The organism is Cognatiyoonia sp. IB215182 (genome assembly GCF_033963905.1).
Classification (GTDB): Bacteria; Pseudomonadota; Alphaproteobacteria; order Rhodobacterales; family Rhodobacteraceae; genus Yoonia.
Window position 1 is genome coordinate 1 of record NZ_JAXBMB010000031.1, and the last position, 16,520, is coordinate 16,520.

Below are 16,520 nucleotides of genomic sequence, written 5' to 3' on the forward strand. Positions count from 1 at the left end.
TGCAAATGCACGTCGATCTCATGCAAAAGCTTCAACGCATCTTCCTCCGAATACCGCTTCCGTACCATCTCCAATCCCTCCTGTGACACCAAAATAGTGGCACTGTTTTACGGGGCTAAGACACTGCCTGCCGTCTTACACGTCCTACTGAACGTCCACGGTTGATTTTTTCAATCACTGCCAGTACTAGGGTCTTCTGTCTCAACCCCGAACCCCACGGAAGTTCGATGTAGTTGCTGTGCACATAGTCAAAACAACACCCTGGTAAACCCAACGGGGCGTTTTTGTGCGACCAATCGAAGCATCATGAGACCGTTATGAATATCCAGAAATACCCGCGTACGCGGCACATCGAAGGTTCGCGCCTTCAGGTGGGCGATATGCCGGATGACAAACCAATCAACGAGCTTTCAGGCCAACGCCTGATCGTTGAGGAGAAGCTGGATGGGGCCAACTCCGCCGTGTCATTCGACGTGGATGGCAACCTGCTGTTGCAAAGCCGGGGGCATTATCTGACCGGTGGTGGCCGGGAACGTCACTTTGCCTTGCTGAAGACCTGGGCTGCGACCCATGCGCATGTCCTGCACCCTGTGCTGGGGGACCGCTTCGTCATGTATGGCGAATGGATGTATGCCAAACACACCGTGTTCTATGACCGGCTCCCGCATTACTTCATGGAGTTCGATGTACTGGACCGGGACACTGGTCTGTTCCTGAGTACGGCGGCTCGTCGGGCTTTGCTGACAGGATTGCCGATCATGCCGGTGCCTGTCGTCCATACAGGCGAAATCGCGTCCGTTGACCAACTGGTCAGCCTGACCCGGCCTTCACCGTACAAATCGGGAGAGTGGCGTGACGCACTGGTACTGGCAGCAGAACGGTCTGGCAGCCGCCCTGACATGGTTGACCAGCAGACCGAGGACAGTGACCTGGCCGAAGGGCTGTATCTGAAACAGGAGACTGCGGATCACGTGGAGGATCGGTTCAAGTTCGTCCGTGCCGACTTCTTGCAGGCAATAGAAGCGGCAGATGGGCATTGGCATGACCGTCCGATCCTGCCGAACGGCTTGGCCGGTGGTGTCGATATCTTTGCACCCACGCTGGGTGTGGAGGGGGCCTACGATGCGTAAGCCCATCAAACACGCCGTCACCCATAAAAACCTGCTGGACTTCGTGCCTTCCGGTCCAGTCTGGCAGGTGGATTGGGATGAGATTTGGCCACTATGGCCGGAGCTTGCCACTCTCCACACCTGTCCGCAGGGCCCGATCCATCATGCCGAAGGCGATGTCGGCACTCATACACGAATGGTGGTCGAGGCTCTGGTGGCTGACCCAGACTGGCAAGGTCTTCCCGAGATGGACCGGGCCAACCTGTTCTGGGCCGCCGTCTTGCACGACGTCGGCAAGCCCGCCGTCACGAAGCATGAAGATGACGGACGCATATCCTCCCGTGGTCATTCTCGCGTCGGTGCATCCATCGCACGGGAACTGCTCTGGTATGCGGGGTCTCCGTTTGCATGGCGTGAAGCGCTGTGCGGGATCATCGCCCACCACCAACTGCCGTTCTGGCTGATCGAGCGGCCTGATCCAAACCGTATGGCTATTGAAACATCGTGGCGGTGCAGGGCGGATCACCTTTGTCTTCATGCCAAGGCCGACGCCATGGGTCGCAAATGTGAGGACCAGCAATCCATCTTGGAGAGTGTGAGCCTCGCCGCATTGACCTTCCAAGAGGCCAACTGTTGGGATCACAAATTTGCCTTCGCCAATGATGAAAGCCGGGTTGCCTTCTTTGAGTTGGAAGACCGAGACCCGCACTATGAGGCGCACGAGGCGTTCCCTTGTACGGTTACTGTCATGTCCGGTTTGCCTGGTGCAGGGAAGGATACCTGGATCGGGAAACACCGCCCAGAACATCCTGTCGTCAGTCTTGATTTGATCCGAGACGAACTAGACGTCTCTGCTACTGACAATCAAGGCCAGGTCATCCAGGCGGCACATGAACGGGCCAGAGAGCACCTGCGGGCAGGACGTGATTTTGTATGGAACGCAACCAATGTGACCCGACAGAACCGATCACGGGTGCTGCGGCTGCTGCGTGACTACGGTGCCCGTGTCGAGATTGTTTATCTCGAACCAGACCCAGACAAACTGCGCTGTCAAAACCGAGATCGACCAGATGCTGTCCCCGACGCTGTGATTGACCATCTGTCGAAGAGGCTTGAGCCGCCGCAGATGTGGGAGGCTCATAGTGTTGAAGTGGTCTAGAAGTTCGGCCCATTCCGGACCTTCGCCTCGCTGTAAAGACTCTGCGAACGCCCCATATTGCCGACACTCTCCGCAACGGCGAATTCGCCAGTCCGGTGAATTGGTAGATCGTGGACGTTGCAAACGCCAGTCTTTCCACCTTCGCTGAAGCAGCATTTTGTCACATACAACCCAGTTGTTGCGAAGCGTTGCATTTCACTGGAGGGGTCATTCCATGGTCTTGATGCGCTCTGAATCCAGACTGTGCCATCGCCAAAGTCGGGTCTAACTGGCAAGGCGCGGGCAAACCTGCGCTTCCAGCATGCGGCACGCATGCCAGGAATGACCAAGTCAAATCCACCCTGCCGAGCACGATCAAATACTGCTTCAAGCCGATGACTGACCGGTAAAACAGTCGCAAATGCGCGGAATCAACTGCGTAGCACAGGGCTCACAAAGCCTTCCGGCTTTACGGCAAGGATCGGACACCCAAGGCTATTGATGATGTTTTCCGCAGTGTTGCCGATGAAGATGCCGCTGATGCCAGTTCGGGCGACTGTGCCCATAACCACCAGATCGGCATTCAACATGCGGCTTTGCGCCTCAATCACTTCCTCTGGCGCGCCTCGCACCAATTTCGGCACAACTAGGTGCTTGGCATTCGAGTCTGGTCCGTTAATCGAGGCCATGAATGCGTTCATAGCCTTTAGTCGCGCGTCAAGAACTTCATTGACATATCGATCCGCCGACAGGCGCGCATTCTTGCCGGTCGTGAATGCCCAGACCAAACCCTCTCCAATTGCATCCCATGCATGAAGAACAATCACTTGCGCATCCGGTACGTTGGCAAGCGCGCGCGCCACGTTGACAACCTGCCGGTTCAAGTCAGTCAGCGTCTCTGGTTCTGCTGCATCCCAAAGATCAAGATCGATTGCCGCGATAATCCGCTTGGGCGAGACAGGCGCTGTCGGTGTTTGGAGCCAAACGGGGCACGGGCACTTGCGCAGAAGATGCTGATCAGTGCTGGCAAACAGGAAGCGATTGACACTGGTTAGCGGCTCTGCGGCCTTGATGACAAGATCACAACCTGCCTCTGCGACATGACGAATAACCTCAAGAAACGGCTTACCTGCAGCGACGTATGGTGTGATCGCGCGGTCAGGACAGACCTTTTGCAGGCGTTCGGTGATTGTCGCGCGTGTCTGTGCTACAAGCTTCTTAACGATTGTGTCCGCATCAGAACCGGAAAGGCGGGCGATAAGACCGATGTCGCGCGGCGGCTCGACACAGGCAAGTACATCCAGATCGGCCCCATGGTTACTTGCAACTTCGATGGCGCTACGCAGCGCCAATTGTCCGTGGCTTTCGTTGATCACTGCAAGAATACGGCGCGGCGTGAAGGGGTCTGTTCTCATGCTGGTAACTCTCTTTGGCCGTCGGGGTCTTCGATGGTGTATCTCGGCTCGGACGCTTCACCGGCAATCATGGCCGCAGCCGCAAAAGCCGCGTCGCGATAGGGCATCAGGACAAGATCTGCGCCGCTGGACGCAAGCCGTTCAGCTGTCGGATCTTGGTGGGCGGCCACTGCAACCTTGCCTTTGAAGCCCAGATCGTCGACCGCCTTAAGAAGCGCCTGCCGGGGATCGTCATGGGTGACGCCGGTGTCATGTTCGGGCACTGTCATGACCAGCCAGCGCGCCTGCTTTAGCGGCAGATGCGCCAGGAACTCCGGGTCGGTTGCGTCGCCGAACTGGGTTTCGTAACCCATCTGCCGGGCGTTGCGAACTGCGGCGGGGCTGAAGTCGACCCCAAGAATGTGCCTTCCTTCGTCGCGCAGCGCTGATGCGATCCCCAACCCATAGCGGCCAAGGCCAAAGATGATCGTATCATAGTGTTGGGCGATCCCTGTACCGCCTTCGGGTTCTGCCTTGGGTGACCTTCGTTCGAACGGGCCAAGGACCGGCTCAAAAACACGATAGAGCTGGTGGGAAAACGTGATCATATAAGTCGAGGCCGCGATGGTGACGAGGCCGACCAGTGTGACGAGACCCAGGGCACTCTCGGAGACATGGCCGATGGTCACGCCCATCGCCATGAAGATAAGAGAAAACTCACTGATCTGGGCGACCGTCAGCCCCGCAAGAAAGCCGGTGCGCTTGCGATAACCCATGACCCCCATGATCGTCAGCACGATCAAAGGGTTCCCGATCAGCACGAAAAGCGACAACACAATGGCAGGCCCGACGCTTGCACCCAGAACAGACAGGTCAAGAGACGCACCAAGCGCGATGAAGAAAAACAAAAGCAGGAAATCGCGCAAGCTTGCCAATCTTGCAGCGATCGCTTCCCTGAAAGGGGTCGAGGCCAGCGAAACACCCGCAAGCAGTCCGCCGAGTTCCTTGCCGAAGCCAAGGTAATGGCCCACTGCGGCCAGAAGTGCCGCCCAACCGATTGCAAAGGATACCAAGAGTTCCGGCGATCGCGCGAGTTGTTCGACAAGTGGGCTGGCGATGTAGCGGATAAAGAGCAGGACGAAAACCAGCATGGCAAGGCCGTAACCAAGCACCGCAAGCACATCCGCGACCGCGCCATCACCGGTGGCGGCGCCGCCAACACCGATGGCTGACAGCGCGATCATGGCGACGACCACGACCACATCCTGCACAATCAGAAAGCCCAATGCGATACGCCCGTGCAACGCATCGATTTCGCGTTTGTCCGACAAAAGTTTCACGATGATGATCGTGGATGAGAAGGTGAGGGCGATGGCGACATAAATCGCCGTAAGTGCGTCGATGCCAAGCGCAATAGCGATCAGGAACCCGAACACCGTGGTGAAGATCACCTGACCCAGCCCAGTGACCAGGGCAACCGGACCCAATGTTCTGACCAGATTAAAGTCGAGCTTCAGGCCGACAAGGAAAAGCAGCAACGCTATCCCCAGCTCGGCCAGAAGATCGATCTGCTGATCGGATCGTGCCAGATCAAGCGCAGAGGGCCCGGCAAGAATGCCCACGGCGATGAAACTCACGATCAATGGCTGGCGCAGCATCAGGCCCAAAAACCCGACCCCTGCGGCCAGCACAAGAAGGGCCGCGATCTCGTAGAAAAGGTACCCTTCGATTGCCTCTGTCATTATCTACCTTTTTGATTTTCTGGTCGTCCGAACCCGGGCTGCCGAGAACTACATCTACTTGACGGCACGACCGTCGATCCGGCGCTGTTCCATCCGGTCGAAGAGGCCCTTGATGCTGTCCAGATGATCGGTGCTGTGATGAGATGCTACCTTGTCCTCCGTGGCCTTCACGCTTTCACTCATGTCGGTTTTCTCTGCTTTTGCATTTTGATGATCGTTGGGTCGGTTGCTTGCCGGCGCAACTTCAGCGTGCGGACAACCCTTTTTTCAAATTCAAGCACAATCAGCAGGGCCGGCCCGACCGCGACGATCATCAGCCCTTGCATGACGCCGATGGGACGGGTGTCGAAAAAGACCTCCATGAAAGGCGCATAGGTGAAGGCGAATTGCAGAACCGTTACAGCGCCGATAGCGATCAGAACGTGTTTGGTGCCAAGCATGGCCTTCAGGGACAAAGACGAGGAATTCAGGAACCTGACCGAGAAGAGATAAAATATTTCCATCACGACAAGGGTGTTGACGGCTATGGTTCTTGCCTCTTCGAGGCTGGCGCCCGTGTTGATCGCATAGATAAACATGCCGAAGATACCAAGGCAGAACAGCAGTGATACAAAGCCGACCCGCCAAATGACGAAACGCGACAGGATCGGCTCATCCGCAGGTCGTGGCGGGCGGCGCATGATGTTGGGTTCGGCCGCTTCGAAAGCCAGGGCCATGGCCAGCACGACGGAGCTGACCATGTTCACCCACAGGATCTGCACCGGCGTGATCGGCAGCGTGAGCCCCAGCAACAGCGCGATGATCAGGGCCAGCGCCTCGCCTCCATTGACGGGCAGCAGAAAGACGATGGCCTTTTTGAGATTGTCATAGACCGTCCGCCCCGACCGTACCGCTGCCGCAATCGTGGCAAAGTTGTCATCGGCCAGAACGATTTCCGCCGCCTCCTTTGCGGCTTCGGTGCCTGTCCGCCCCATAGCCACACCGATGTCTGCCCGTTTGAGCGCGGGTGCATCATTCACCCCGTCACCGGTCATCGCCACTGCGTGACCGCCAGCCTGCATTGCCTCGACCAGCCGCAGCTTGTTTTCGGGGCTAGTGCGCGCAAACACGTCGACCTGCAGCGCGCGTTCTTTCAGCGTGGGGTCATCAAGCTGATCGATTTCGGCGCCGGTCAGAACCTCATCGGTATTCCGAAGGCCCAACTGCCGGGCAATGGCCATTGCTGTGCCCGCGTGATCGCCCGTAATCATCTTCACCCGAATGCCCGCCGACTGGCATTCCCCAATGGCTGCAATGGCTTCGTCACGCGGCGGATCGATCAGACCGACAAGGCCCAATAGCGTCAGACCGCCCTCTACGGCATCAAAGGTTAGCCTTTGTGCGTCAGGCGGGTTGGCGCGCAGCGCAATCGCGATGACACGCTGGCCAAGCTCTGCGATCTCTTGCGCGCGGGCATGCCAGTAATCGGTATCAATGGGCTGCGCACCATCCTCTTCTGCATGCGCGGTTGTGCACATCGGGATGATCCGCTCTGGCGCGCCCTTGATGTGGATTGCGACACCGCCCGCGTGATCGTGGTGCAGCGTCGCCATGAAACGATGCTGCGCGTCAAACGGAATGGCGTCGGTCTGCGGATTGGCACGGCGCAGAGCAGTCGGGTCAAGACCGGCTTTGCAGGCGAACGTCAACAGCGCACCCTCCATCGGGTCGCCGTCCATCTGCCATTCCCCATCTGTTTGCGTAAGGTCCGCGTCGTTACAAAGCACGGCCCCGAGGGCCAGATCCGACAAAAGCGGAAAATCCGCCCCAGATACGTCGCGACCATTCAACGTGATCGTGCCAACCGGCGCATAGCCAGCGCCCGTGATGGTAAAAAGCCGCTTTGATGTTGCAACTGATGCAACAGTCATCTCATTTCGCGTCAATGTGCCAGTCTTGTCGGAGCAGATGACCGAAACCGAGCCCAGAGCCTCAATCGCGGGCAGCCGCCGCACGATGGCACGCCGCTCTGCCATGCGCTGCACGCCGATCGCCAGCGTGACGGTCAGGATCGCGGGCAAGCCCTCGGGGATCGCCGCGACCGTCAATCCAACCACGGCCATGAAGATCTCACTGAATGGCAGCCCGGCGCCGAAGAAGCCAAATGCGAGTATCATGGTGGCAAGGACAAGGATGACCCCCGTTAGGTTACGAGCGAATACCTCCATCTGTTTCAAGAGCGGCGTTGTGCCGATCTCCATTGTCTTGAGAAGGCCGCTGATCCGTCCGATCTCGGTCACGGCGCCCGTTGCAACCACAAGACCGTGCCCCCGGCCCGCCGCGACAAGCGTGCCGCTGAAAGCCATGCAACTACGATCTCCTAGCGCTGCATCGGCCAGGACGGGAACGGGCGTCTTTTCGACAGCGACGGATTCGCCTGTCAGTACGGCTTCTTGAATGCGCAAGCTGTTGGTTTTTGTCAGCCGCAGATCAGCGGGCACCCTGTCGCCGGGTTCCAACAAAACAACATCGCCGGGCACCAGCGCCTCCGCCGAGACTGTCAGGCGTCGTCCATCGCGCAATACGCGGGCTTCCGGTGCCAGCATGTCGCGAATGGCTGACAGTGCATCCTCCGCCCGGCCTTCCTGAACGAACCCGATAATCGCATTCACCATGACGACCGCGGCGATCACGATCGTATCGACGATATGCCCCAATGCGGCAGTCACGGTCGCGGCAGCAATCAGGACATAGATCAGAAGGTTGTGGAACTGTCGCAGGAACCGCGCCAGGATCCCCGGTGCCGGTGGCTCTGGCAGCTTGTTTGGCCCATGAATGCGTTGAAACCCAACGGCTTCGGCGTCGGTCAGGCCATCTAAACTCGCGCCAAGCGCATCCAGCGCGTCTGGCACGGACCGACTGTGCCATGGCACGTCAATGACACTCTGCAGAGGGTGAACGCCGCTGCGGTCTGCATCCTTCATTGTTCTCAATCCCGTTGCGCCCGCAGGCCGGCTTTGGTTGGAAACGCGCGGTCCGCCAGCGCCTTGCGCATGGCAAAGGATTATCCGCCCACACCCGACGCGACACAGGGTGCGCTATCACAATGGACACAGTGCTTGCGGATGGTCCCGCGTCGTGTCAGCGCAACGCGCTGGTGTCCCTATCTGTCTTCAACCGGCCCCAATGCTGTGGGGGATTTCCGGCTGCTTATCGGACTGGCTGAGTTCCCTTGTATGAAAGGCCGCGTCACTCTCATTTGGTTCAGGGCCACGTGACAGACCGCGGGCCAGGTCGAAAAAGCCCTTGCCGGGTAATCCATCGTTGCCGCGACTGATCACGCGCGCCGCAATGAATGGGCGGCCAGATTGCGCATCTTCCAGCATCGTCATCTCAAGCGCGCGTGTCACCTTTCGGACGGACCCAGGCGCCCATAATCCAAGCGCCCGCGTCAAGGCTCCATACGTGATCGGCTTCGCATCGGCTGGACGTCTCTCAAGATAAGACCGGACCTGCGCCGCCAGCGCCTGCTCTTGCTCCGACGCTTCGGCGGACTGGCGGGGTGGCGGCACTTCGTGGGCCGTGCCATCAGCACGCAGCACGGCCGCCCAGGCACGGGTGGAGCTGCGTAGCACGATACGCGCGCTCCCTTCATCTTCCCCAACACCGGTTTCCGTGACACCCACCACATCGCCGCTATGCAGCCCTTGGCGAAGCGCCTCGGGTGTAAGCCCGAGCCGCGGCGCAAGAAAGTCGGAATCCACCACGATTTTCCCGTTCTGCCATTCCACGACACCGGGTGGTACTGCGCGATCCAATATGGCGGACATGCCCGGTTCGCGCTTGTAGAATGGGGTCTGCCCGTTTTCATGGTCGGTGACGTCCACGATGTCGCGGATCGTGGGCAGGGCCGCTCGCAGCATGCGCTCAACCCCCTGACGCAGTGTCGCCGATGAAGCAGCGCAGCCCTGGCAACCACCGGACATCCGCACAAAGACGGTACCGTTTTCGACACGCTCCACCGCTATATGACCACCATGAGAGGCGATGGAAGGGTTCACCTGCCGTTCCAACAGCTCTTTCACTGCGTCAAGCAGAGTACTGTCTGGCCCGCCCTTCAACTCGGTTGAATTCTCTCCCAGGGGCTTTTCTGACGTGTCCAGTACCTCCCGGATGGTGGCGGCGATTGCGGGCCTGAGAATGGACCAGTCGGCGGTTTCAATCTTGCGCACCCAGATCGTCGCGCTGGAAAGCTCAACCCGGTCCACACCCGGCAGGCCGAGTATGGCGCGCACCAGCGGTGCGTCCGGATCAAGGGTGGAGGTTGCCGTTGCCGCAAGGGTCTCTAGCGGTTCGTCGAGGACGAAACCCATCAGGTGCTCATCCACAGATGATGATTGCGCCCGGATCCGTCTGCTGGCCTTGATATCAGACATCTTCCAGCGTCGCCTCGCGCAGCGCACGCAGCTGCTCAAAGGTGTAAATGCCCGTATCATGACCATCGCTAAAGGCCATGCCGAGTGCGTAATTCCCAATGCTCCAGATACGTGTGATCGCCACGCCAAGCGGTATTTGTTCGGGTGCCAGTAATCTTTTGCCGGTCATTTCATCGCGACATTTGGCGCACTGACAGGCGATACGTAGATCGCGCGGGATCAGACGCTGCTCCTGTCCGTCGGCCCAATTCAGGATGAGCGCCGTTTCGTCATAATCCAGCCGGGCAAGCCTGTCCGGCGCGCCATCGGAAACGGGCGCCGCCGGTGTCGGCTTTCCCGATCCGTCAGATAGAGTCCATCTGAAAGGCGTTGCAATGCCCCCATCCGGACCCTGACCCGTCGCAATTGCCGCTGCGATATCTCGGTAGGCTACGGCAGCGGCACTTTCCGGTTTTGTCAAAACCAGTGGTCGACCGCTATCGCCGGTATCAACAATTGCGGGATCCAGCGGCACGCGCCCAAGAAAGGGGATGGCAAGTTCCTTCGCGACTGCCGCACCACCGCCTTCATGGAAGATGTTCGTAACGGTGCCGCACGAAGGGCAGGTAAAGCCGCTCATGTTCTCGACGATGCCCAGAATGGGGACATGGACCTGCTCCATCATGCGCACGCCGCGGCGGGCGATCTTCAGGCTCACATCCTGCGGTGTGCTCACAACCACGGCACCTGAAAGCGGAAAGGCTTGGGCAAGCGTCAGCTGAATATCACCGGTTCCGGGCGGCAGATCCAGCAGCAGTAGGTCCAGTGCCCCCCATTCGACCTGACGCACGAACATCTGAAGGTATTTCGTGACCATTGGCCCGCGCAGGATGGCAGGCGCATCATCGCTTGAAAGCATCGCCATCGAGATGACTTTCACACCGAATGCTTCTGACGGGATCACTTTTCCATCGGGCGACATGGCAGGTGGCGCGTCAGCGGCAATGCCCAACATGCCTGGCACCGACGGCCCATAGATATCGGCATCGACGATACCTACACGCTGACCGGTTTCTGCGAGAGCAACTGCAAGGTTCACCGCAACGGTTGATTTTCCCACCCCACCTTTACCACTGCTGATGGCGATCATGCGGGGGCGCTGTGATGCGCCTTTGTCTGACTCAAGATCTGACATCGGCACTTCTTTCGGTGAGATGCGGCGGGCTGTAGCTGGCGCAAAGCTGGTTGATCTGGTCGAGTTCGATCTCTTCCGAGATGCAACTGCAGTAGCCGCTCTGCGCGGTATGGGTGAAATGTGTACAGTCGCCACACGTGCCAAATGTGCGGGCGCCGCGGCTGTCGGAAAGAGACGAGGTCAGGCGGTTGAGCGTCAGCAGGAATTTTGCTCGATCCGCATCATCAAGGCTGTCAAGCACCGCGATCAGATCGCCAAGCGGGTCTTTTTCAAGCGCGACATGGCCCGCGTCGGTCAGATCGAAGTAAACGCTACGGCCATCGTCAGGCGATTTGCGCCTGACGATCATGTCCTGTGCTTCAAGCGATTTGATGATCTGTGAAGCGGTACCACGGGTCGTCGCATGGAAACTCGCAAATCCGGATGGCGTACGTGTGCTGCGATTGGAGCGCGCAAAAAACCGCAGACACGTCCATTGTGCGGGCGTCAATTTAGACCCGGCATCCTCATGTCTGGACGAGCGCCCGATGTGGATCAGCAGTTCCGCGATACGGTCGGATGGTATTTCTGGTAACGACATACAAATTTAGTATCGAAGCGAAATCACTTTGACAAGACGGCCTCGGCAAATTAATTTTGATTCGAAATCATATGATAGCCAGTGGTCTTCTTTACCATGAGCGCGGAAGCGTGCGGACGATGTGCAGGCGGATGCCATAGCGGAGGTTTATCATGCACGAATTTTCAATCGAAATGTCTCGCTCCGCTACAAACGAGGGCCCGTCGAACAATTGGCCGCACGAGCACGGCGCGACAACGGGCGACCACGGCATCGTAACCGCTCACATCCTCGAACAGCTTGGCCCATGGCCTAAGAAGGCGCTAAACGCGATGGTCGATTACGGCCTGAACGACGAAGACATAAGCCGCTATTACGCAATCCCGGTTGCGACCATCAGGCAGCTCAGAAGCGCTTTCGATATCCACATGGACAATTGACGCGCTGCTCTTGCTTAAGCGCCAATGGGACGCCCCCTTAAGACGCCTCCGCCCCAGGAACTCACGGTGGTCGGATCGAGCCCGGCGCTTCTGACGCAAGCGACCGTCTGAATAGCAAAGGCATCCATGATTTCTTCGCTTCGCAGGTCGTGAGGTTTGAGTCCCAAGCTTCTCATGGTGTGATTGATTGCGAATACAGCACCGTTAGAACAGGCTGTGGTCATCCAAGTGACAATGAAGGCAAAATGGAGACCGAAGGGGCGGCTTAGATTCAAAAAACAACAAGTCGGCAAAGGCGCCGAAGCGATGTATTATGAGAGCCTCGCACGCTCGCCTAGAGAGCAAAATATGTGTCGTGTGGGAATGCTCTCGGCATTGGCCCTTACAACCCTATATCCTGTTCTCGGTGTGTTCATAGAGTTTTGAGAGGTCAGCAAAACCAGGAATTCGCTGCAAGCTGACTAAGGTGCAAGTTGGGTTTTCTACCGTCATCAGGGCACATGCAGCATCAGGAGTCCGAACGATGGAACACCGACGAGGAGGGCCCAAAGGGGCCATTCGGACGTAAGCTCGTTGCTGCAACGCGGCTTCGCCAGAGGGGACTTTCGTGAGGCTGTGGGTTCTTACCACTAGGGCGTCGAAATACAGTTCCGACGCCAATAGCCCAAGGGCACTTCGTCGATGATATCGGTCACTGCTGCAAAAGCCTCGGCACGACTTGTTTGGCAATCTCAATAACTGAATCGACGCGTGCAATGTTCCGCGCCCCGGGGCGGAAGGTTAGGAAAACCGGGTATTCTGGTGCGTCGTAGTCTTTGAGGCACCGAACAAGTGTCTGATTGGCAATCTCGTCACGCACCATGAAGCTTGGCAAGTTCGCAAAACCTTGACCTGCCCGTACCAATTGCTGAAGTATTCCGAAACTGCGGACCGCAATCGGCCCGGACACTTCCACCGTCTCTTCTGTACCCGCTTTGACAAAACGCCACGTCCCGCCAGGGCGGTCTCCTCGAAAAGTCAGGCAAGGCAAGGTCACAAGATCAGCGGGCGATTTGGGCGCGTATTGCGCTTGTGTGGCTGGCGTCGCCACGAGCCAACGCGAGAAAGCGCCTAGTTCCAGCGCGACCAGACGGTCATCCTTGAAAGTCCCAACCCGGAAGGCGAGGTCGGTCCCGGGGTCTTGCATGTCCTCAAACGCGTAGTCCGGGCGCATCACGAGGGTCAGGTTTGGATGTCGTTCTCGCAGAACTGGAAAGAGTTCCGTCGCGATCAGGCCTCCGAACTCTGGTGTCGCCGCAATGGTCACCTGACCGGAGACACCAACGCTCTCTTCTTGCGCGATGTCTTGCAGCAAGTCGATCTCCGCAAGGATTGAGCGGATGCGCTCGTCAAGCTTCCGGCCCACTGGCGTCAGGCGCACAGATCGCGCCCCTCGCTCTAGGAGGCTGACACCAAAATGGCTCTCAAGTTGCGAGACGTGACGGCTGACGCCTGACTTCGCCATTCTTAATTCGTCTGCTGCCGCGCTAATACCGCCGAGCTTTGCGACAGTGTGGAAACTCAAAAGTGCGGGCAGACCCAGCGTTCTAATACCGTGAACCATGGGTTCAAATTTATCCATCTGTTCCAACCGCTGTGCAAGCCGTAATTCTAGGTCATCAAAACAGCCCAACAGCTTTTGGGCACAGCAAATGGAACATGGACATGAATATTCTGATCACCGGAGCAAGCAGCGGATTTGGCAAACTCATCGTAACTGATCTGGTCAAGGCCGGTCACCGAGTCGTGGGCTCGATGCGCGATATTGCTGGCCGCAACGCCGCTGCCGTCGAAGAGTTCAAATCCTTAGGAGTTGAGGTCGTCGAGATTGATGTGACCGACGACGCATCCGTCCAAGCAGGCGTCGCCGCAGCGACCCAAACCATGGGAACCATCGACACACTCATCAACAATGCTGGTGTGGGAGCACACGGGTTGCAGGAGAACTTCTCCGCGGATGATTTCCGCCGCCTATTTGACATCAACGTCTTCGGTGTCCAGCGGATGATCCGCGCTGTTCTGCCGGATATGCGGGCACGCGGCGAGGGGCTGATTCTCAACATATCAAGCTTGCTTGGCCGTGTAGCGCTGCCGTTCTACGGCCCCTACAATGCAAGCAAATGGGCGCTGGAAGCGATGAGCGAGAACTATCGCGCGGAATTGAGCGCCTTTGGCGTCGACATTGCTATTGTCGAGCCTGGCGGTTTCCCGACCCGGTTCATCGACAACTTAATGCAGCCGACGTCGCGTGATCGCGATACTGGCTACGGAGAAATGGCAGGCGCGCCTAAAGCCTCGCTGGAAGGTTTTGAGGGCTTCCTCGCAGCTAATCCGCAGCAGGACCCACAACTGGTCGCAGATTCTGTTGTCGACGTGATCGGAACCGCGCCGGGGGCACGACCGTTCCGTACTGAAGTTGACCGCATTGGTATGGCAGAGCCGCTTAAGGGGTACAATGATCACCTGGCCCAGGTTACGGAGGGGCTCTTCACCAATCTCGGCATGGAGGACATGCTGAAGCTCAAGACCGCTGAAAAAGCAGCAGCATGATAATCAAGCCCTGGCCGTAGACTGCTGCGGTCGGGGCCAAATGTTTGGAGGAACGAGAGATGAAATATGCAGTTCTAGGCACTGGGATGGTCGGCCATACGCTTGCAACCAAATTGGTGGCGCTGGGACATGAAGTCCGAATGGGAGCCCGAATCTCAGACAATCCAAAGGCCGTGGCGTGGGCGAAGGCCAATGGGCCGCAGTCCGGGCACGGCACCTTCGCTGATGTGGCGATATGGGCCGACCGCGTGATCTTTGCGGTGAACGGTGCAAACGTCGTCGAGGTGGCGGATGCAGTGACGGACGGTGTCGTGGCAGGCAAGACGGTGATTGATGTGACAAATCCTTTGGACATGTCGAATGGGATGCCTCCGACATTGGTGCCTGAACTCTCGAACACCACCTCCGCGGGCGAGGCGCTCCAGGCGCGGCTGCCAAGTGCCAAAGTGGTCAAGGCGCTCAACACGATGAACCATCAGATCATGGTCGAACCCGCTCGGGTTGGCGGAGAGCACGATGTGTTTCTAGCTGGGGACCATGAAGACGCCAAAGCTGATGTCGTTGCTATGCTGACAGAGTTCGGTTGGTCGGATCCGGTGGACTTGGGGCCGCTCTCCGCGGCTCGGGGAACCGAAGGCTTGATGCCCTTTTGGCTTAGAATGTGGGGCGTCGTAGGAAACGCAGATTTCAACTACCGGATCGTCAGGGCTTAACGGCCCTTAGTTGCCTTTCATGGATGGATCATAATGCTGCGTTACGGCCCATCTAAGGAGACATTCGCTGCGCTTGCTCGGTGTTGGCGGTGGTAAGGTGAGACGTAATTGCATCGTGTCCGCTGCCACCAAAGTGCCCGACTCGGATACTAAAACATAGAGGGACAGCGTTTTTACAGGTGGCCCGGTGTTCCTTACGCCAGCCGGTTCCTAACGTCTTTGGACGTGTCCAGGCAAAAATGCGATGTGATGCTCTGAACCTGCGGCAATTCTCCCAAAGTGTGTGCGTGGAAGTGTTTGTATTCTGCAAGATCGCCCACCTCCACGCGCAAGAGATACTCCACGTTTCCCGCGATGTTGTGACACTCGAGTACCTGCGGGGCAGTATCCATCGCGCGTTCGAAGGCGCGGGCATCCTTGTAAAGCTGCTGCGCCAGTCCGACCGTGACAAAAACCGTGATCCGTGGGCTGAGCGCGGCGCGATTAATGATGGCCCGATATCCCTCGATCACACCCGTACGCTCAAGCTCCTGGACGCGTCGTAGACAGGCTGATGGAGACAGCCCCACACGCCGAGCCAACTCGATATTGGTGAGTCGCCCACTTGCTTCGAGCGTTGACAATATTTGTTCGCTATGGGGGTCAAGAGAGGTCATTAGTTGTGCATATTGCTGCATGAATAGAGCGAAAGCAAGAAGATTGCCGGGTTTTCCGAGCATACTCCCCCCAGGCAGTAGTATTCGAAAGGCCATCCCATGCAAAATCTCCAAGCCTATGACATCTCCGAAGATCGAGGCTTCCTCTGCAAGTTTGATGCGGATCAGGTGGACCTGCCCGCCGAACTTGTCGAGATACGCAGCATTGCAATGTCTTTGCCCAGCCTCCTTCCCTCGGGACGTGTGCGCACACTTCTGGAGGCGCAGCTGCCCGAGATAGAGCCAGAGACCGCCTTCCAATCCTGTGGAGATGAGGCACTGCGACTCATGATGGTCCACTACTCGTTCATGGTGCAGGCCTATGTATGGGGCGAGCCGACCGCGCCGGAAGCATTGCCTCGTTGTCTTGCCGTTCCAGTTACAGCCCTCGCCGACCGATTGGGCCAGCTTCCGCTCCTGCCTTACAGTGGCTATGTGCTCGACAATTGGGCGGAGCTTGAGCGTGGCAATGGTATCACGCTTGAGAATACGCGTATGATCCAACACTTCCTTGGCGGCCAGGACGAAGCGTGGTTCGTTCTGATCCACGTT

16 protein-coding genes are annotated in these 16,520 nt (G+C 58.0%); 6 read left to right on the top strand and 10 right to left on the bottom strand.

Translation table 11 applies throughout. The features are described 5' to 3' along the window. Positions 1 to 317 precede the first annotated feature (317 nt). Both SLH47_RS25410 and SLH47_RS25415 read left to right on the top strand, forming a co-directional pair. A complete protein-coding gene (locus SLH47_RS25410; protein ID WP_320243836.1) occupies positions 318 to 1,130 on the top strand; it encodes an RNA ligase family protein in 813 nt (270 codons plus the stop codon). Continuing rightward, positions 1,123 to 2,268: an AAA family ATPase gene (locus SLH47_RS25415; protein WP_320243838.1), complete on the top strand. Its 1,146-nt coding sequence runs from the start codon at positions 1,123 to 1,125 to the stop codon at positions 2,266 to 2,268. The genes SLH47_RS25410 and SLH47_RS25415 overlap by 8 nt, the downstream gene beginning before the upstream one ends. A 410-nt stretch (positions 2,269 to 2,678) precedes the next feature. Here SLH47_RS25415 and SLH47_RS25420 read toward each other — a convergent pair whose 3' ends face one another. The 7 genes from SLH47_RS25420 to SLH47_RS25450 all read right to left on the bottom strand — a co-directional run bounded on the left by SLH47_RS25420 (position 2,679) and on the right by SLH47_RS25450 (position 11,552). After that, on the bottom strand, positions 2,679 to 3,662 hold the full coding sequence (locus SLH47_RS25420) for a universal stress protein (RefSeq protein ID WP_320243840.1): 984 nt from the start codon (positions 3,660 to 3,662) through the stop codon (positions 2,679 to 2,681). Beyond that, entirely contained in the window at positions 3,659 to 5,383 is a 1,725-nt protein-coding gene (locus tag SLH47_RS25425; RefSeq protein WP_320243842.1) for a cation:proton antiporter family protein, read from the bottom strand. Before SLH47_RS25425 ends, SLH47_RS25420 begins: the two co-directional genes overlap by 4 nt. 54 nt (positions 5,384 to 5,437) lie before the next feature. Then, positions 5,438 to 5,566 (bottom strand): hypothetical protein, encoded by a 129-nt coding sequence (locus SLH47_RS25430; protein WP_320243844.1) that lies wholly within the window; start codon positions 5,564 to 5,566, stop codon positions 5,438 to 5,440. Then, on the bottom strand, positions 5,563 to 8,346 hold the full coding sequence (locus SLH47_RS25435; RefSeq protein WP_320243846.1) for an HAD-IC family P-type ATPase: 2,784 nt from the start codon (positions 8,344 to 8,346) through the stop codon (positions 5,563 to 5,565). The genes SLH47_RS25430 and SLH47_RS25435 overlap by 4 nt, the downstream gene beginning before the upstream one ends. Before the next feature lie 189 nt (positions 8,347 to 8,535). After that, complete coding sequence (locus SLH47_RS25440) at positions 8,536 to 9,798, bottom strand: DUF6522 family protein (RefSeq protein ID WP_320243848.1); 1,263 nt, start codon at positions 9,796 to 9,798, stop codon at positions 8,536 to 8,538. Next, positions 9,791 to 10,972 carry a P-loop NTPase gene (locus SLH47_RS25445; protein WP_320243850.1) on the bottom strand — a complete coding sequence of 394 codons (1,182 nt, stop codon included), beginning with the start codon at positions 10,970 to 10,972 and terminating at the stop codon, positions 9,791 to 9,793. Before SLH47_RS25445 ends, SLH47_RS25440 begins: the two co-directional genes overlap by 8 nt. Further along, positions 10,959 to 11,552 (bottom strand): MarR family winged helix-turn-helix transcriptional regulator, encoded by a 594-nt coding sequence (locus tag SLH47_RS25450; protein WP_320243851.1) that lies wholly within the window; start codon positions 11,550 to 11,552, stop codon positions 10,959 to 10,961. The genes SLH47_RS25445 and SLH47_RS25450 overlap by 14 nt, the downstream gene beginning before the upstream one ends. Before the next feature lie 152 nt (positions 11,553 to 11,704). On the opposite strand from SLH47_RS25450, the gene SLH47_RS25455 reads away from it, so the two are divergent. Then, positions 11,705 to 11,971 carry a hypothetical protein gene (locus tag SLH47_RS25455; protein ID WP_320243853.1) on the top strand — a complete coding sequence of 89 codons (267 nt, stop codon included), beginning with the start codon at positions 11,705 to 11,707 and terminating at the stop codon, positions 11,969 to 11,971. A gap of 14 nt (positions 11,972 to 11,985) precedes the next feature. Here SLH47_RS25455 and SLH47_RS26475 read toward each other — a convergent pair whose 3' ends face one another. After that, on the bottom strand, positions 11,986 to 12,195 hold the full coding sequence (locus SLH47_RS26475; RefSeq protein WP_413785681.1) for a hypothetical protein: 210 nt from the start codon (positions 12,193 to 12,195) through the stop codon (positions 11,986 to 11,988). A 467-nt stretch (positions 12,196 to 12,662) separates the two neighbouring features. Next, a complete protein-coding gene (locus SLH47_RS25460) occupies positions 12,663 to 13,592 on the bottom strand; it encodes a LysR family transcriptional regulator (protein WP_320243855.1) in 930 nt (309 codons plus the stop codon). Positions 13,593 to 13,675: 83 nt separating this feature from the next. Here SLH47_RS25460 and SLH47_RS25465 point away from each other — a divergent pair, with 83 nt between their 5' ends. After that, on the top strand, positions 13,676 to 14,560 hold the full coding sequence (locus SLH47_RS25465; protein WP_320243856.1) for an SDR family oxidoreductase: 885 nt from the start codon (positions 13,676 to 13,678) through the stop codon (positions 14,558 to 14,560). Between the two features lie 59 nt (positions 14,561 to 14,619). After that, positions 14,620 to 15,273 carry an NADPH-dependent F420 reductase gene (locus SLH47_RS25470; protein WP_320243858.1) on the top strand — a complete coding sequence of 218 codons (654 nt, stop codon included), beginning with the start codon at positions 14,620 to 14,622 and terminating at the stop codon, positions 15,271 to 15,273. A 194-nt stretch (positions 15,274 to 15,467) separates the two neighbouring features. Here SLH47_RS25470 and SLH47_RS25475 read toward each other — a convergent pair whose 3' ends face one another. After that, positions 15,468 to 15,929, bottom strand: a complete 462-nt coding sequence (locus tag SLH47_RS25475) for an Lrp/AsnC family transcriptional regulator (protein WP_320243860.1) — start codon at positions 15,927 to 15,929, stop codon at positions 15,468 to 15,470. A gap of 99 nt (positions 15,930 to 16,028) precedes the next feature. Between SLH47_RS25475 and SLH47_RS25480 the strand changes: the two genes are divergently transcribed. Next, the coding region (locus tag SLH47_RS25480) for a hypothetical protein (RefSeq protein ID WP_320243861.1) at positions 16,029 to 16,520 on the top strand (492 nt) is incomplete at its 3' end.

Bases quoted from the DNA above. Each gene is read 5' to 3' on its own strand.
- SLH47_RS25465 (WP_320243856.1), top strand. From the start codon at position 13,676: ATGAATATTCTGATCACCGGAGCAAGCAGCGGATTTGGCAAACTCATC.
- SLH47_RS25430 (WP_320243844.1), bottom strand. From the start codon at position 5,566: ATGAGTGAAAGCGTGAAGGCCACGGAGGACAAGGTAGCATCTCATCAC.
- SLH47_RS25435 (WP_320243846.1), bottom strand. From the start codon at position 8,346: ATGAAGGATGCAGACCGCAGCGGCGTTCACCCTCTGCAGAGTGTCATT.
- SLH47_RS25460 (WP_320243855.1), bottom strand. From the start codon at position 13,592: ATGGATAAATTTGAACCCATGGTTCACGGTATTAGAACGCTGGGTCTG.
- SLH47_RS25470 (WP_320243858.1), top strand. From the start codon at position 14,620: ATGAAATATGCAGTTCTAGGCACTGGGATGGTCGGCCATACGCTTGCA.
- SLH47_RS25440 (WP_320243848.1), bottom strand. From the start codon at position 9,798: ATGTCTGATATCAAGGCCAGCAGACGGATCCGGGCGCAATCATCATCT.
- SLH47_RS25410 (WP_320243836.1), top strand. From the start codon at position 318: ATGAATATCCAGAAATACCCGCGTACGCGGCACATCGAAGGTTCGCGC.
- SLH47_RS25455 (WP_320243853.1), top strand. From the start codon at position 11,705: ATGCACGAATTTTCAATCGAAATGTCTCGCTCCGCTACAAACGAGGGC.
- SLH47_RS26475 (WP_413785681.1), bottom strand. From the start codon at position 12,195: ATGACCACAGCCTGTTCTAACGGTGCTGTATTCGCAATCAATCACACC.
- SLH47_RS25415 (WP_320243838.1), top strand. From the start codon at position 1,123: ATGCGTAAGCCCATCAAACACGCCGTCACCCATAAAAACCTGCTGGAC.
- SLH47_RS25420 (WP_320243840.1), bottom strand. From the start codon at position 3,662: ATGAGAACAGACCCCTTCACGCCGCGCCGTATTCTTGCAGTGATCAAC.
- SLH47_RS25445 (WP_320243850.1), bottom strand. From the start codon at position 10,972: ATGTCAGATCTTGAGTCAGACAAAGGCGCATCACAGCGCCCCCGCATG.
- SLH47_RS25475 (WP_320243860.1), bottom strand. From the start codon at position 15,929: ATGACCTCTCTTGACCCCCATAGCGAACAAATATTGTCAACGCTCGAA.
- SLH47_RS25450 (WP_320243851.1), bottom strand. From the start codon at position 11,552: ATGTCGTTACCAGAAATACCATCCGACCGTATCGCGGAACTGCTGATC.
- SLH47_RS25425 (WP_320243842.1), bottom strand. From the start codon at position 5,383: ATGACAGAGGCAATCGAAGGGTACCTTTTCTACGAGATCGCGGCCCTT.